Source organism: Lentzea terrae, assembly GCF_003265345.1.
Lineage (GTDB): Bacteria > Actinomycetota > Actinomycetes > Mycobacteriales > Pseudonocardiaceae > Lentzea > Lentzea terrae.
Genome location: NZ_QFWW01000034.1, coordinates 202,636 through 217,537 on the forward strand (window position 1 = coordinate 202,636; position 14,902 = coordinate 217,537).

Below are 14,902 nucleotides of genomic sequence, written 5' to 3' on the forward strand. Positions count from 1 at the left end.
TCCCGATGCGTTTCGCCACCTACGAACTGGACGGCTCGGTGCACGCGGGCGTGGTCTCTGACGACGGCCTGCACGCACTGCCTTCCGGCACCACCGTCCTCGACCTCGTCCGCACCGGACTACCGGCGGCACTGGCCGCCGGCACCGCAGCGCTCACCGGCCCTCCCACACCCCTTGACCGGGTCCGGCTCCTGCCGCCGCTGACACCGCCCACCATCCGGGACTTCGTGGCGTTCGAGGAGCACGTGGAAGGCGTCGTCGCCAGCGTGTCCGGCGGCTCCGGAGTACCCGCGGAGTGGTACGAAGCGCCGACGTTCTACTTCACCAACCCTTACGCCCTGATCGGCGCCCACGACGACGTCCCGGTGCCACCGGGCTCGCGCCTGCTCGACTTCGAACTCGAGGTGGCGGCGGTCGTCGGGCGCGATGGGTCCTCGCTGACGCCCGCCCAGGCCCGTGCCGCGATCTTCGGCTACACCGTGTTCAACGACTGGTCCGCCAGGGACCTGCAACGCCGCGAGATGAAGGTGAACCTCGGCCCGGCCAAGGGAAAGGACTCCGCCACCACGCTCGGTCCGTGGCTCGTGACGGCCGACGAACTCGCGCCGTTCCACGACGAGGACGGGTTTCTCGCGCTGGACATGCGGGTCTCGGTCAACGGCGTCGAGGTCGGCCACGACCTGCTGTCGAACATGGGGTGGCCGTTCGAGGAGCTGGTCTCCTACGCCTCGCGCGGCACATGGGTCCGCGCCGGCGACGTGCTCGGGTCCGGTACCTGCGGCAACGGCGGCTGCCTCGCCGAGCTGTGGGGCAGGCGCGGCGAGCAGGATCCACCGGCGCTGCGGCCAGGTGACGTCGTCGAGATGACCGTCGAGGGCATCGGGACCATCCGCAACCGGGTCGTTCCCGGGATCGAGCTGCCACCGGTCCGCGCCGCCCGTTCCCGGACGCGTGCCCGGTGACCAGCCGGGTGGCCGGGAAGGTCGTGCTCGTCACCGGAGCCGGTCGTGGACTGGGCGCGGCAGTGGCACGTCTGCTCGCCGCGGAGGGCGCCGAGGTGATCGGCGTCGACCTCGACACCTCCGACGAGTCCGATGTGGACTTTCACCGGCTCGACGTCACCGACCCGGACGGCTGGTCCGGTCTCGCCGCCCACGTCGCCCGGCAATACGGCCGGATCGACGGCCTGGTCACCAGTGCGGGCGTCACCCTCCGCCCGCGGCTGGGCGACCTCGATCCGGCGGACCTCGCCCGCGTCCACGCGATCAACGTCGGCGGCGTGCTGCTGGCCGTCCAGTCCGTGCTGCCGTTGATGAGCGCGGGCGGCTCGATCGTCACCTTCGGCTCGGCGGCGGCGCTCACCGGGCACTACCCGCTCGCCTACACCACCAGCAAGTGGGCCGTGCGAGGACTGACGAAGAGCGCCTGCCTGGAGCTCGGCGGTCGCGGCATCCGCGTGAACGCCGTGCACCCCGGCTACATCGAGACGCCGATGACCGCGTCGGCGTCCCCGGCGTTCCGCGACGCGAACATCGCCGAGACACCGCTGGGCCGCACCGGGTCGGTCGACGAGGTCGCGCCGCTGGTGGTGTTCCTGATCAGCGACGACGCCTCGTTCATCACCGGCGCCGAGATCCCCGTCGACGGTGGCCTGACCGCCCACGGCGGCGTGAAGTCGATCAGCGACGCCCTCCGCCCCTGACATCCGCACGAGAGGACCAACCGTGTTCGAGTACTTCCCCGGCAACTACGTGTGGAACCTGAGCGTCGTGGCCACGCTCAACAGCGGTGGTCTGATCGACGAGGTCGACCGCGCCTGCCGGCCGATCCGCGAGGCCGCCGGGCGCGGTGAGGACGCCGGCACCGCCGAGTTCCTCCAGGCGTGGACACAGCTGGCCGACACCCTGGTAAGCCAGGCGGAGGCAGCCGAGAAAGCCGGCCGGACCCGCAACGCGGGCCGCCTCTACGCGCGGGCGACGAACTACCTGGTGCAGGCCGAACGCATGCAGAGCGCGTCCTCTCCCGACCGCGTCGCCACCTACGAGCGGTGCCTCGACCTCATGCAGAAGTCCTTCGCCCTGGCGGATCCCCGCACCAGCCGGGTCTCCATCCCCTTCGAGGGCACCACATTGCCCGCGTACTTCACCAAAGCACCCGCGGCAGACCACGCCCCGGCACCCGTGATGATCATGTGGAACGGCCTGGACAGCACGAAAGAGCACATCTACCTGTCCGGAATCTCCGACGAGCTCGCCGCACGCGGCATCTCGACGCTCATGGTCGACACCCCCGGCACCGGCGAGGCGCTGCGCCTGGGCGGCCTGACGTCACGGATCGAGACGGAGGTGTTCGCCGCCGCGTGCGTCGACCACCTGGAGACCCGCGACGACGTCGACCCGCGACGAATCGGCCTGGCCGGATGGTCACTCGGCGGCTACTACGCCCCACGAGCGGCCGCGTTCGAAAAGCGCCTGGCGCTCGTCGTCGCCTGGGGCGCCAACCACGACTGGGGCGCGGTGCAGCGCCGCCGCGTCGAACGCGAGGGCGAGCGCCCGGTTCCCCACTACTGGGAGCACGTCCTGTGGGTGTGGGGCTTCGACGACCTCGACTCCTTCCTCACCTACGCCGACGACGTGCGGCTCGACGGAGTAGTGGAGAAGATCACCGTGCCGTTCCTGATCTGCCACGGCGAGAACGACCGGCAGATCCCTCTCGCCTACGCGCACCGCTCCTACGACCAGGCGGTCAACAGTCCCAAGCGCGAGCTGCGGATCTTCACCGCAGCCGAGGGAGGCGCGGAGCACGTCGGGCTGGACCACCTGCCGCACGTCCGGGACTTCGTCGCCGACTGGGTGGAGGAGACGTTCGCGAGCTTGCCGTCTCTCTCCTAGCGCTTCAGTTCCCACACCACGTCCACGCCGGCCTCGTTGCCGAACGCGGGTTCGCGCGGCGGCGTGCGGCGGTCGATCTCGGAGAACCCGAGGCGCCGCGGCACGCCACCGCTCGCGATGTTGGCTTCGTCGTGCCAGATCTGGACTCTGCGCACGCCGTCGAGCGCGAGCGCGAACGCGAACTCGACCAGCTCGGCGGCCGCTGCGGTGGCGAGGCCGCGGCCGGTGTGGGCGGGGTGCAGCCAGTAGCCGATTTCCACCACGTCGCCGGCGCGGTCCGCGCCGGCGACGCCCACGATGGCACCGTCGACCGTGATGGCGTGGTTGAACAGCCTGCCGTCCGCCCAGCCTTTCGCCGAATTGGCGAGGAAGCCGGCGGCGGTAGCAGCGTCGTAGTCGTTGGTGGCCCACGACATCCACGGCTTCAGGTGTTCGAGCGACTCCGTGACGACCTGGAGCAACTCCGACGCGTCGGCGTCACTTACCTTGCGCAGCTTCATACTTGACTTTGTAGCGCAGGTGCGTGACGCCCACGCTCTCAATTACCGAGAGCGGGCCCTCCAGCTCGTAACCCTTGCCCGGTGCGAAGAACGGCGTGCCTCCGCCGAGGATCACCGGCACCAGGTCGAGGAAGATCTCGTCCACGAGGCCGGCGTCGATGGCTTGCCGCGCTACCTCGCCCGAGTTGAGGCCGACGACCTTGTCGCCGGCGTGCGACTGCGCGATCTCGATCGCCTTTTCGATGCCGTCGCTGCAGAACGTGAAGTGCTCGTTGTCCTCCAACGGGCGATGGGTTAGCACGACGGTGTGCACGCCCAGGGGGTGCTGGCCGTCCCAACCGTTGGTGACGTCGTAGAGCTTGCGTCCCACCACCAGCGCGCCGGTCGCCTGGATCAGGCCGCTGAAGTAGGCGGCGCTGGCCGGCGTGAGGTTGAAGGTCATCGTGCCCGTCGGGACCGTGAGCGCCACGTCGCCTGCGTCGTACCAGCGGAACAGCTTGTCGAAGCCGGAGAAGTCCGGGCCGGAGACGTACCCGTCGATCGAGGTGCTTGCGCCCGTGTAGACCTTGCCCATTTCGTGTGCCTCCCTGTGTTTGGCCGTCACCTGTAGGTCGAACGAGCGACATGGATTTCGACGGGGCCGCAGGGGCGCATACCGGCGTCACGCTCGAGATTCGTACTGCACCCGGTACCGGAGGTGCGTGACCCCGACACCCTCCACCACGGAAAGCGGCCCCTCCAGCGCATAACCCTTGCCAGGCGCAAAAAACGGCGTACCTCCACCCAGCAACACCGGAACCAGGTCCAGGCAGACCTCGTCCAGCAACCCGGCGTCGAGCGCCTGCCGGGCCATCTGCCCGCTGTTGACCACGACATCGCGCGATCCGGCGTGCGACCGCGCGATCTCGACCGCCTTCTCGATTCCCTCGCTGCAGAACGTGAAGTGCTCGTTGTCCTCCAACGGCCGGTGTGTCAACACCACCGTGTGCGACCCGACCGGCGACGTCCCACCCCAGCCGTTCGTGTGGTCGTAGAGCGTGCGCCCCACCACGCCGGCACCGGTGTTCGCCAGCAACGCGCCGTAGTAGTCCGCACTGGCCTGGGACGTCCTCATCCCGGCCACCTCGACGTCGCCGGAGTTGAACCACTTGAAGAGGTGCTCGAACCCGGAGAAGTCCGGCCCCGACACGTACCCGTCGATCGAGGTGCTGGCCCCCGTGTAGACCCTGCTCATCGCCCTGCCTCCTGTTGTCGCCGGCTCACCCCCACGTCGAACACGGCGGGCGACTTTCGACAGGCGTTGCGGTACGCATGCCAGGCGATCACCAGGTCCTGCATCGGCAACCCGGCCGGGCTGTACACGGTGACCTGATCCGCGCGGGTCCGCCCGGGATGCTCGCCGCGCAGCACCGCCCCGATCGTGGTGTCCGCGGCAACGTGCGCGAGCTCGGGATCGTCCACGACCACCAACGCGTCGTCGAGGAGTTCCTGCGCCAGCTCGACCTTGCCCGGCTCGTCGGCACCGAGGCTGGTGACGTGGGTGCCGGGCGCGACCTGGTGCAGCACCGGTTCCCGTGACCAGGTGGCCATCAGCACGATCTCCCCGGCCCCACCGGCGTCGATGCCGAGTTCCTCCGCCCAAGCAACGAACTTCCGTTCCGCCACGGGGTTCGTGTCCCGCACCTGCACCGAGTCGATCGGCCGCAGCGCCGCCAGCGCCGCCAGCTGCGCCCGCCCCTGAGCCCCAGCGCCGATCACCGTCACGGTGCGCGCCTCGGGCCGCGCCAGCACGTGGGCTCCCAACGCGCCGCCCAACCCCGTGCGCAACGCGGTGAGCCCGGCGCTGTCGATCAGCGCCAGCAGATCACCGGAAGCCAGGTCGTGCAGGCAGATCACGCCGGTGATGGCGGGGGAGCGCCGAGGGTTCTTGGCGTGCACCTTCACCGTGTAGGCGGGTATGTCCGGCGCCAGCCCCGGCACCAGGATCATCGCCGTGACGTCCGCGGTCACCGGCACCCGCACCCGCTGGCCAGGCGAGATCGGAGCACGCAGCGCCGCGGTCAGTTCGTCGGCCAGGCGGGGCAGATCGATCTCGACGTCCCCGGCCCCCAGCACGATCGTCATCGCGAAACCTCCAGGGCTTGACACGCAGGATAATACTTAAGGACATGCTTAACTATCAGCTCGACCGGCTGTTCCACGCGCTGGCGGACGCCACCCGCCGCGCGATGGTCGAGCGGCTGTGCCAGGGGCCGGCGACGGTGAGCGAGCTGAAGGAGCCGTTCGCCATGTCGCTGCCGGCCGTGGTGCAGCACCTGAAAGTCCTCGAAGAGGCCGGTCTGGTCACGACCAGCAAGCAGGGCCGCACCAGGACCTGCCAGATCGAGCCGCGAGCGCTGCGCGAAGCCGAGCGGTGGCTGCAGCACCAGCGCACCGAGTGGGAACGCAAGCTCGACCGGCTCGGCGAACTACTGGAGGAGACATGAGCATCAAGCACGCCTCGTTCACCATCGAGCGCACCTACCCGGCACCGGTCGGCAAGGTCTGGCAGGCCTGGGCCGACCAGGCGAGCAAGGCGAAGTGGTTCGCCGCGCCCGACGGGTGGGAGTCGCAGGGGCACACCCTCGACTTCCGGGTCGGCGGCACCGAGCACGTGGCCAGCACCGACACGAACGGGACGGTGCACGCCTACAACGCGCTGTACCACGACATTCGACCCAACGAGCGGATCGTGTCCACGTACTCGATGCACGCCAACGACAACAAGACGAGTGTCAGCCTCGCGACCGTCGAGTTCGAGGAAGACGGCGACCAGACCACGCTCACGATCACCGAGCACGGCGCGTTCTTCGACGAGCTCGACCGGCCCGAGTGGCGGGAGGAAGGCACGAACGGATTGCTCGACGCGCTCGGCAAGAGCCTGACGAGCTAGTGCCGTGACCGCTGACCTTCACCGCGTGTTCGACGCTCAGCAGGGCGCCTCGCGGCACCGGCCCCACGCCCCCGTACAACCAGTACGAGGACGTGGGGCCGGCACCACGATGCACCCGTCTGACCGCCGAACACGGGGCAAAGGCCAGCGGTCACGGCACTAGACCCAACGCACGTGGGTGCCGTCGCGCACGGTGCCCACGTACTCCTCCAACAGGTCCTCCAACGCCACGACACCCAGCACGGCACCGTCAGCGCCAACCGCGCGCGCGAGGTGCGACTGCGCCCGACGCAACGCGGCCAAGGCCTCGTCCAGGCGGGCATCCGCGGGCACCTCGGGCAACCCGCGCACCCGAGCACGCGGCACCGAAGTCGCCGCACCCTCCAGGTCCAGCACGTCCTTCACGTGCAGGTACCCGATCAACCCGGCATCCGACAGCACCGGAAAGCGCGAGAACCCGGTCGCGGCGACCGCGGCCTCGATCTCGCCCACGGTCGGCGAGGCGGACACCGTCGTCAGCCGGTCCAGCGGCACCAAAACGTCGGCCACCGTGCGTGCGGCGGAGGACAACGTCTGCGCCAGCCGACGGTGCTCGGAGTCCTCCAGCAGCCCCTCGGAACGCGACTGGCCGATCAGCAGCGCCAGCTCATCGGGCGTGTACGCCGACTCCAGCTCGTCGACGGTCTCGACCCCGAACCGGCGCAGCACCCAGCGTCCGACTGCCGTGAACATCGCCAGCACCGGCGCGATCATCCGCGAGAACCCGTAGTGCACCGGCACCAGCCACACCGCGGCCCGTTCCGGCCCGGCGATGGCGAGGTTCTTCGGCACCATCTCGCCGAGGATCGTGTGCAACGCGACGACGATGACCAACGCCACCGCGAACGCCACACCGTGCACCACGGCCGACGGCAGCCCAACGGCGCCGAGGGGCCCCTCCAGCAACGACGCCAGCGCGGGTTCGGCGATCGCACCCAGACCGAGCGAACAAAGCGTGATGCCCAGCTGCGCGCCGGCGATCAGCAACGGCAGCTCCTGCGACGCCTTGATCGCGGTACGAGCGCGCGCGGAACCCCTGTCCGCCAACGCTTCCAGGCGGTCGCGGCGAGCGGTGATCACGGCGAACTCGGCGCCGACGAAGAAAGCGTTGCCCGCCAGCAACAACATGACGATCAGGAAGTTCACGACGACACCACCCGCAGCTCGGCCACGCGGTGGCGGTCCATCCTCATCACGGTCACCCGCCAGCCGTCGACGCGGATCTCGTCGCCGACGTCCGGAATCCGGCCGAGCCGGGCCAGCACAAGTCCGGCCAACGTCTCGTAGTCGCCCTCAGGCATGTGGAACCCGGTCGCCTCGGCCACCTCGTCGTCGCGCAACAGCCCCGACACGAGCCAGCTGTCCTTGCCCAGCGAGCGCACCGGCGGCGCCTCGCGGCGGTCGTGTTCGTCGCGGACGTCGCCGACGATCTCCTCGACGACGTCCTCCAGCGTCACCATGCCGGCCGTGCCGCCGTACTCGTCGACGACCAGCGCGGTCTGCAGGCCGGAAGCGCGCAACCGGTCCAGCAGCGCGTCACCCTCCAGCGTTTCCGGCACCGAGTAAACGGGCCGCGTGAGAGCAGAGAGAGGAGTCGTCCCACGCAGTGCAGCGGGCACGGCGAATGCCTGCTTCACGTGCACAATGCCGCGCACCTCGTCCAACGACCCGTCGTGCACCGGGAACCGCGAGAAGCCGGTCTCCCGAGCCTTCAGCACCAGATCAGCCACGGTCGCGTCGGCACGCAGCGCCTCGACTCGCACGCGCGGCGTCATCAGCTCGCCCGCCGTGCGGTCGCCGAAGCGCAACGACCGGTCCAGCAGCACGGCCGTGCCCTGGTCGAGAGTTCCGTGTTCGGCGGAGGTCCGCACGAGAGCACCGAGCTCCTCGGGCGACCGCGCGGAGGCGAGCTCCTCGACCGGCTCCACGCCGAAGCGGCGGACCAGCCAGTTCGCCGAGTTGTTCATCCAGTTGATCAGCCAGCGGAACACCGTGGAGAACCCCGCCTGGATGCCCACCACCAGCCGTGCGGTCTCCAGCGGCCGGGCGATCGCGAGGTTCTTCGGCACGAGCTCGCCGAACACCATCGACAACGCCGTGGCGATCGCCAGCGCCAGCGCCAGCGACAACCAGCCGGCCACCGACGACGGCACGCCCAGACCGGTGAGTCCCGGCTCGATCAGTGCGGCGATCGCGGGCTCCGCGATGTAACCGGTGATCAGCGTGGTCAGCGTGATGGCGAGCTGGGCGCCGGAGAGCTGGAACGACAGCGTCCGGTGCGCACGGTCGATGGTTCGCGCCTTCGCGTCGCCGACCTCGCTCACGTGCCGCTCGACGGTGCTGCGTTCCAGTGCGGTCAGCGAGAACTCCGCCGCCACCGCGATGAAGGTGCCGGCGGTCAGCGCCACGACGGCGAGCAGACCGAGCACGCTCAGAACGATTCCGGTCACCTACGCGCTCCAAGGCAACGTGGGACCGGGTTGGTATGCCAGCCAGGGCCAGACCCCATGGGGACGGCTCAACTCCTCATGACTAAGTACGTGAACAGCCAGACGAGTCTAATTGTGGGCAGTGGAGGCCCTGAGCACCACCTCGCCCGCTACCCGGACGGTGCGGGCCTCGTCACCACCAGCGTCCAGCACGAGACCTGCGGCGATCTCGCCCATCTGCTCCAAGGGCAGCCGCACGGTCGACAGCGCGGGCACCGTGTCGCGCAGCGTCGGGATGTCGTCGAACCCGGCGATCGACATGTCCTCCGGCACCCGCACGCCGCGTTCGCGCAGCGCGGCCATGGCGCCCATCGCCATCACGTCCGTCACGGCGAACACGCAGGTAACGCGCGACTTCGAGCTCAAAAGCTGCAGAGCAGCCTCGTAGCCGCCGTCACGGGTGAACGCCCCGTTGATCACCACCGGCGGTGCGACACCGGCGTCGGCGAGACCGGCCTTGAAGCCCGCGAGCCGGTCGCGGGCCACCACGAGTTCGGAAGGTCCACCCAATACGGCGAACTTCTTGTGGCCGAGCTCCGCCAGCGAGCGAGCCAACGCCCGGCCTCCCGCGCGGTTACCGGGCACGACCGTGTCGGTACCGAGCTTGGCCTGCGACACGCACGCGACCCGCCCGCCCTGCTCGGTGAACGCGTCGATCTCGGCGGCGAGCCGGGACTGCGCCACACGGTCCGTGGTGCGCGAACCGGCCAGCACGACCGCACGGGCCCGATGCGCACGCAACGTGGAAAGCAGTTCCACCTCACGCTCGGGACGGCGCCCGGTCGTGCCCAGGACGACGACGAGCCCGGCCTCCTCGGCCACCCGCGTCACCCCCGCCGCGATGCAGGAGAAGTACGGGTCGGTGATGTCGTGCACCACCAGCCCGACGAGCGAGCTCGAGTTGCGGGCCAGCGCCTGCGCGGACGCGTTCGGTACGTAACCGAGCTGCTCCGCTGTGCGCAGGACGCGGTCGCTGAGCTCCTCGCTGACCTGTCGCGTGCTGCCGTTGAGCACGCGCGAAGCGGTCGCCAGCGACACACCCGCCTGCTTGGCCACCTCAGCGAGCGTCACCTGTCGTGCGGACACGACCACCTCCGTCAACGTGCATGTGAGCGCTGAGACTAACTCGCGCGGAGGTTGACGGCCGTCAACTACCGCGATTAGCGTGGCGGGAAAGCGCTTTCCAGCGCTGCTACCAGGGAGGTGCGATGGCGGTTCGGACCATTGGAGTGGCGGTCAACGGCGTCACCGGACGGATGGGATATCGCCAGCACCTGGTCCGGTCCCTGCTCCCGCTGCGCGAGGAGGGCGTGCGGTTGCCGGACGGGACCGTGCTCAAGGTCGAACCGGTGCTCGTGGGCCGCAACGCGGACAAGCTCAAGGAGATCGCGGAACGGCACGACCTCGCGCGCTGGACCACGGACCTCGACGCCGCGCTGGCCGACCCGTCGGTCGAGATCTACTTCGACTCGCAGGTCACGTCGAAGCACGTCGAATCGATCACCAAGGCCCTGGAAGCCGGTAAGCACGTCTACACCGAGAAGCCGGTCAGCGAGACCGTCGACGAGGCGCTGCAGCTCGCGAAGCTCGCCGACGAAAAGGGCCTCAAGCACGGCGTGGTCGCGGACAAGCTCTACCTGCCGGGCATTCGCAAGCTCAAGCGGTTGATCGACGGCGGCTTCTTCGGCCGGATCCTCAGCGTGCGCGGGGAGTTCGGCTACTGGGTCTTCGAGGGCGACTGGCAGCCAGCGCAGCGCCCCAGCTGGAACTACCGGCAGGAGGACGGCGGCGGCATCGTCATCGACATGTTCTGCCACTGGAGCTACCTGCTCCACAACCTCTTCGGCCGCGTTGAGGCGGTGACCGCCAAGGCCGTCACGCACATCCCGACGCGCTGGGACGAGCAGAACAACGCCTACGAGGCCACCGCGGACGACGCCGCGTACGGGATCTTCGAGATCGAGAACGGCGTCATCGCCCAGATCAACTCGTCCTGGTGCGTGCGGGTGCGCCGCGACGAGCTCGTCGAGTTCCAAGTGGACGGCACCGAGGGGAGTGCGGTCGCGGGGCTGCGCGAGTGCTTCGTGCAGCCCCGCGCCGCCACGCCGAAACCGGTCTGGAACCCGGATCTCCCGGTCACGCACCCGTTCCGCGAGCAGTGGCAGCAGGTGCCGGACAACGAGGAGTTCGACAACGGCTTCAAGGTGCAGTGGGCCGAGTTCCTGCGGCACGTCTACCAGGGCACGCCGTTCCCGCACGACTTCCGCGCTGGCGCACGGGGCGTCGCGCTGGCGGCCGCCGGGCTGCAGTCCTCTTCGGAGGGTCGTCGCGTGGAGATCGGGAATGTCTAGCCAAGATCAATGTGAGCGCATCGTGTTCGCCGCAGCACACGTTGTTGCGAAAGACGAGCGGACGGTCGACTGGGACGCGACTTTGGCGTTCCGGCACCACCTCTGGTCGCACGGCCTGGGTGTCGCGGAGGCGATGGACACGGCGCAACGCGGCATGGGCCTCGACTGGCCGACCGCCGCCGAGCTGATCCGCCGCAGCGCTGCGGAGAAGGCCGGTCGGATCTGCGCAGGCGTTGCCACCGACCACCTCACCGGTGAAGTCGACCTGGACGACGTGTTGAAGGCGTACCTCGAACAGCTCGACATCGTGCAGGAGGCGGGCGCACAGCCCGTGCTCATGTGTTCACGTCAGCTCGCCGCGTGCGCGCGCGGCCCCGAGGACTACGAGAAGGTCTACGGGACGTTGCTCGACCGCGTGAGCGAACCGGTGATCCTGCACTGGCTCGGCACCGCGTTCGACCCGGCGCTGGCGGGCTACTGGGGCGCGGCCGAGGTCGACCAGGCCACCGACAACTTCCTCGCGATCATCGCGGCCCGTCCGGACAAGGTCGACGGCGTGAAGGTCTCGTTGCTCGACGCGGACCACGAGATCGGGCTGCGCCGCAGGCTGCCGGCCGGAGTTCGCTGCTACACCGGCGACGACTTCAACTACCCGGACCTGATCGCGGGCGACGCCGAGGGCTACAGCGACGCGTTGCTCGGCATCTTCGACCCGATCGCACCTGTGGCTTCGAAGGCGCTGAAGAAGCTCGCCGAGGGTGACACCGACGAGTTTCACCGGATTATGGCGCCGACGGTTCCGTTGTCCCGCCATTTGTTCAGCACGCCGACCTACTACTACAAGACCGGCGTGGTTTTCCTGGCGTGGCTGGCTGGGCACCAGGACCAGTTCCTGCTGCTCGACGGCCTCGAAACCGCCCGCAGCGTCGAGCACCTGGCCGAGGCGAAACGGCTCGCGGAGATCGCGGGCGTCATCGAACCCGAGTTCGCGGAACGGCGGTGGCAGCAGTGGCTCGCCTCTCGCTGAACCAGGCGACGATCAAGCGCGCGACGGTCGTCGAGGCCGTCGAGGGCTGCGTGCGGCACGGGATCTCGTCGATCGGGTTGTGGCGCGAACCGGTCGCGGACCACGGCCTGGAGCGCACCGCGAAGCTCGTCGCGGACGCGGGCCTGCGGGTGTCGTCGTTGTGCCGCGGCGGGTTCCTGACGGCGGTCGACAACCGCGCCGCGCTGGACGACAACCGGCGCGCGATCGAGGAAGCGGCGACGTTGCGGACCGACACGCTGGTGATGGTCGTCGGCGGCGTCGCTGGCGACAAGGACCTCATCGGCGCACGTCAGCGCGTTGCGGATGCCATCGCGGAACTGTCCGTTGAGGCAAAAGCGGCGGGCGTGACGCTGGCGCTGGAACCGATGCACCCGGTGTTCTGCGCGGACCGCGGCGTGTTGTCGACGTTGGCGCAGGCGCTGGACATCGCCGAGAAGCACGAGTCGGTCGGTGTCGTCGTGGACGCGCTACATGTGTGGTGGGACCCGGACCTCGACGCGCAGATCGTGCGCGCGGGGGAGTACATCGCGTCGTACCAGGTGTGTGACTGGCTCACGCCGGTGCCGGCGGACGTGCTGCTGGGCCGCGGTTATCCCGGCGACGGCGATATCGATCTGGATCGGTTGACCAGGCAGGTCGCCGCGACGGGCTATGCCGGTGACATCGAAGTGGAGATCTTCAACGCCGACATCTGGGCGGCGGACTTCGACGAGGTGATCGAGGAGGTTTCGCGGCGGTACCACTCCATTGTGGAACCGGCGCTGTAGAACAACGCGGGGAAGCCGGTCGTCGACGGCGGCGACGACCGACCCCGGCGTTGGTATGTATATATCCGAAAACCAGAGGTCTTTGGTCCAGTTTTCAGATAAATCTCAGGAATCAGCCGCCGTTGACCATCCTGTAAACCTTTGCACGATGTTTCGGCTTCGTGGTCGTGATCTTGATGACCGCGTCGAACATGGACCGTCCGAGCTCGGCGCGAGCTGCGACAGCAGGGTGCGTGGTGCTGAAGTCCTGGTCGTTCTGCGCCTTGTCACCGGCGAACGTGCCGGACGCGAACATCGAGTAGATCAGGATTGCCCGATTGTCCTCGCTGAACATGATCCCGGCCTCGTTTCGGCCGTCCTCGAACCAGCCGGCCTTCGTGGCGACGCGCAGCCGCTCGTTGGTCGTGAGGTTCAGCCGGACGCCGTCGGTGAAGCTCGCCGTGGCCCGCAGGATGTTGAGCAGGTAGGCCGTCGACGCCGCCGACAGGAGCTGTCCGTCGACCAGCTTCTGCAGCAACGTGTGCGTCTCGCGCGCCGTCGTGGTGCCGAGGAAGAACCGGTTCGGGTTGGTGACCGGCACGACCTGCGTGTGCACGAATCCCTTGTCCCGCAGGATCTGGTTCAGCTCGAGCGCCGGCACGACCAGGCCGCACAGCCGGACCGCGGTGTTGTCGGAGACGGTGAGCAGGTTCGCGAGCGCGTGCCCGATGGTGACCTCGCTCGGGTACGCGCCGTCGAGCGCGAAGATCCCGTCGGTGTCCTGGATGACGATCGCGGAGGACACGGTGACCGTCTGGTCGAGCTTGATCAGCCCTCGGTCCACCTTGTCCAGCACGGCGACCGCCACGGCGATCTTGTTGACGCTGTAGGCCTCGACGACCGTGTCGGCGTTCTCGTCGACCGCGGACTTCGTGGTGCCGTCGAGGTCGGCGATCGTGATCAGCGACGACCAGGTGCCCCGCGCCTTGCGGGTCTGCCGCCGGTAGATCTGCGCCACGCGCCTGCGTGACCGGTCGGCGGTGGTCGGTGACCGTTCGATCTCGACCTCCGCGTCTTCCTGTGCCTGTGCTGCTCCGTTGGAGCCGAGCACGGCCGTCGCGGCCGCGACGGTTCCCAGCCCGAACACGGACCTGCGGTTCAAAGTCATGCACAACATCAAAACAGGCGCCACTGACAGTTCACTGACTAGGGTTGGCGATCATGGAACAGGTCTTCGTGGTGACCGGTGCTTCCCGCGGCATCGGGGCAGCTACGGCGGCGTTGGCGGCCGATGCCGGCTACCGCGTCGTCAGGGCGTCCCGGTCTGCCGAAGAATCTGTCGGGGACCGCGGGTGGGACGCGAAATGCGACGTCTCGTCGTGGGAGTCCGTGCAGGACCTCATGTCTCGGGTGGAATCCCGATGGGGCCGGATCGACGTGGTCTTCGCGAACGCCGGCGTCTCCGTGGACACTTCGTTCGTTTCGGACGCCGGCGCGAAGCCGACCGAGTGGACGGACATGGTGGTCACGAACGTCTGCGGACCGGCTTTCACGGCTCGTGCGGCGATGCCCGCGTTGCTCCGGTCCGGCGGACACCTGGTGCTGACCGGGTCGGCGGCCGGGCGCGGGGTGCGGCCAGGCAACTTGTATTCGGCGACGAAGTGGGCGATCACCGGGCTGGCGCAGGCGATCCGGGCGGAAGCGGTGGGCACGGGCGTGCGGGTCACCGTCGTCCAACCCGGACTGGTCGACACCGACGCCATTCCGGCGTCGCGGGCCGCTGACCCGAAGCTGGCGCCGGAAGACGTTGGCAGGGCGGTGCTTTACGCGGTGTCGCAGCCGTCCACGGTGGACGTGAACGAGATTCTGATCAGGCCAACCGGGCAGGCCGCGCACCGCTGAGCCC

General features: G+C 69.0%; 17 protein-coding genes. 9 read left to right on the forward strand and 8 right to left on the reverse strand.

The window, feature by feature from the left end; all coding sequences use genetic code 11:
- Nucleotides 1-5 precede the first annotated feature (5 nt).
- From DI276_RS42715 to DI276_RS42725, 3 genes are read left to right on the forward strand one after another with little or no spacing between them, the layout of a single operon-like run.
- Entirely contained in the window at nt 6-962 is a 957-nt protein-coding gene (locus tag DI276_RS42715) for a fumarylacetoacetate hydrolase family protein (RefSeq protein WP_112274725.1), read from the forward strand.
- Nucleotides 959-1,702, forward strand: coding sequence for an SDR family NAD(P)-dependent oxidoreductase (locus DI276_RS42720; RefSeq protein WP_232837302.1), 744 nt, complete (start codon nt 959-961; stop codon nt 1,700-1,702). The genes DI276_RS42715 and DI276_RS42720 overlap by 4 nt, the downstream gene beginning before the upstream one ends.
- 22 nt (nt 1,703-1,724) lie before the next feature.
- Nucleotides 1,725-2,891 (forward strand): alpha/beta hydrolase family protein, encoded by a 1,167-nt coding sequence (locus DI276_RS42725; RefSeq protein ID WP_112274740.1) that lies wholly within the window; start codon nt 1,725-1,727, stop codon nt 2,889-2,891.
- On the opposite strand, the gene DI276_RS42730 is transcribed toward DI276_RS42725, so the two are convergent.
- The 4 genes from DI276_RS42730 to DI276_RS42745 form a co-directional block, all read right to left on the reverse strand.
- The gene (locus tag DI276_RS42730; protein ID WP_112274742.1) at nt 2,888-3,391 is read right to left on the reverse strand and encodes a GNAT family N-acetyltransferase; all 504 of its coding nucleotides are present in this window, start codon (nt 3,389-3,391) and stop codon (nt 2,888-2,890) included. The genes DI276_RS42725 and DI276_RS42730 overlap by 4 nt on opposite strands.
- Nucleotides 3,369-3,965 (reverse strand): dihydrofolate reductase family protein, encoded by a 597-nt coding sequence (locus DI276_RS42735; RefSeq protein WP_112274743.1) that lies wholly within the window; start codon nt 3,963-3,965, stop codon nt 3,369-3,371. Before DI276_RS42735 ends, DI276_RS42730 begins: the two co-directional genes overlap by 23 nt.
- An 87-nt stretch (nt 3,966-4,052) precedes the next feature.
- Nucleotides 4,053-4,625: a dihydrofolate reductase family protein gene (locus DI276_RS42740; RefSeq protein ID WP_112274744.1), complete on the reverse strand. Its 573-nt coding sequence runs from the start codon at nt 4,623-4,625 to the stop codon at nt 4,053-4,055.
- Nucleotides 4,622-5,515, reverse strand: a complete 894-nt coding sequence (locus tag DI276_RS42745; RefSeq protein WP_112274745.1) for an ornithine cyclodeaminase family protein — start codon at nt 5,513-5,515, stop codon at nt 4,622-4,624. The genes DI276_RS42740 and DI276_RS42745 overlap by 4 nt, the downstream gene beginning before the upstream one ends.
- 44 nt (nt 5,516-5,559) lie before the next feature.
- Between DI276_RS42745 and DI276_RS42750 the strand changes: the two genes are divergently transcribed.
- Both DI276_RS42750 and DI276_RS42755 read left to right on the forward strand, forming a co-directional pair.
- Complete coding sequence (locus DI276_RS42750; protein WP_112274746.1) at nt 5,560-5,877, forward strand: ArsR/SmtB family transcription factor; 318 nt, start codon at nt 5,560-5,562, stop codon at nt 5,875-5,877.
- Entirely contained in the window at nt 5,874-6,323 is a 450-nt protein-coding gene (locus DI276_RS42755; protein WP_112274753.1) for an SRPBCC family protein, read from the forward strand. The genes DI276_RS42750 and DI276_RS42755 overlap by 4 nt, the downstream gene beginning before the upstream one ends.
- Before the next feature lie 159 nt (nt 6,324-6,482).
- Here DI276_RS42755 and DI276_RS42760 read toward each other — a convergent pair whose 3' ends face one another.
- The 3 genes from DI276_RS42760 to DI276_RS42770 form a co-directional block, all read right to left on the reverse strand.
- Nucleotides 6,483-7,490: a hemolysin family protein gene (locus DI276_RS42760; protein WP_112274866.1), complete on the reverse strand. Its 1,008-nt coding sequence runs from the start codon at nt 7,488-7,490 to the stop codon at nt 6,483-6,485.
- Nucleotides 7,491-7,504: 14 nt separating this feature from the next.
- On the reverse strand, nt 7,505-8,812 hold the full coding sequence (locus DI276_RS42765) for a hemolysin family protein (protein WP_112274755.1): 1,308 nt from the start codon (nt 8,810-8,812) through the stop codon (nt 7,505-7,507).
- A 108-nt stretch (nt 8,813-8,920) separates the two neighbouring features.
- Complete coding sequence (locus tag DI276_RS42770; protein WP_112274868.1) at nt 8,921-9,937, reverse strand: LacI family DNA-binding transcriptional regulator; 1,017 nt, start codon at nt 9,935-9,937, stop codon at nt 8,921-8,923.
- 122 nt (nt 9,938-10,059) lie between these two features.
- Between DI276_RS42770 and DI276_RS42775 the strand changes: the two genes are divergently transcribed.
- The 3 genes from DI276_RS42775 to DI276_RS42785 are packed head-to-tail and all read left to right on the forward strand — an operon-like array spanning nt 10,060 to nt 13,017.
- Complete coding sequence (locus DI276_RS42775) at nt 10,060-11,202, forward strand: Gfo/Idh/MocA family protein (RefSeq protein WP_112274757.1); 1,143 nt, start codon at nt 10,060-10,062, stop codon at nt 11,200-11,202.
- 22 nt (nt 11,203-11,224) lie between these two features.
- Nucleotides 11,225-12,229 (forward strand): dihydrodipicolinate synthase family protein, encoded by a 1,005-nt coding sequence (locus tag DI276_RS42780; protein WP_232837303.1) that lies wholly within the window; start codon nt 11,225-11,227, stop codon nt 12,227-12,229.
- Entirely contained in the window at nt 12,211-13,017 is an 807-nt protein-coding gene (locus DI276_RS42785) for a sugar phosphate isomerase/epimerase family protein (protein ID WP_198681261.1), read from the forward strand. The genes DI276_RS42780 and DI276_RS42785 overlap by 19 nt, the downstream gene beginning before the upstream one ends.
- 112 nt (nt 13,018-13,129) lie before the next feature.
- Here the strand turns inward: DI276_RS42785 and DI276_RS42790 are convergent, their stop codons facing one another.
- Nucleotides 13,130-14,164 (reverse strand): serine hydrolase, encoded by a 1,035-nt coding sequence (locus tag DI276_RS42790; RefSeq protein ID WP_232837304.1) that lies wholly within the window; start codon nt 14,162-14,164, stop codon nt 13,130-13,132.
- A gap of 50 nt (nt 14,165-14,214) precedes the next feature.
- Here DI276_RS42790 and DI276_RS42795 point away from each other — a divergent pair, with 50 nt between their 5' ends.
- The gene (locus DI276_RS42795; protein WP_112274870.1) at nt 14,215-14,898 is read left to right on the forward strand and encodes an SDR family oxidoreductase; all 684 of its coding nucleotides are present in this window, start codon (nt 14,215-14,217) and stop codon (nt 14,896-14,898) included.
- Nucleotides 14,899-14,902: the final 4 nt, after the last annotated feature.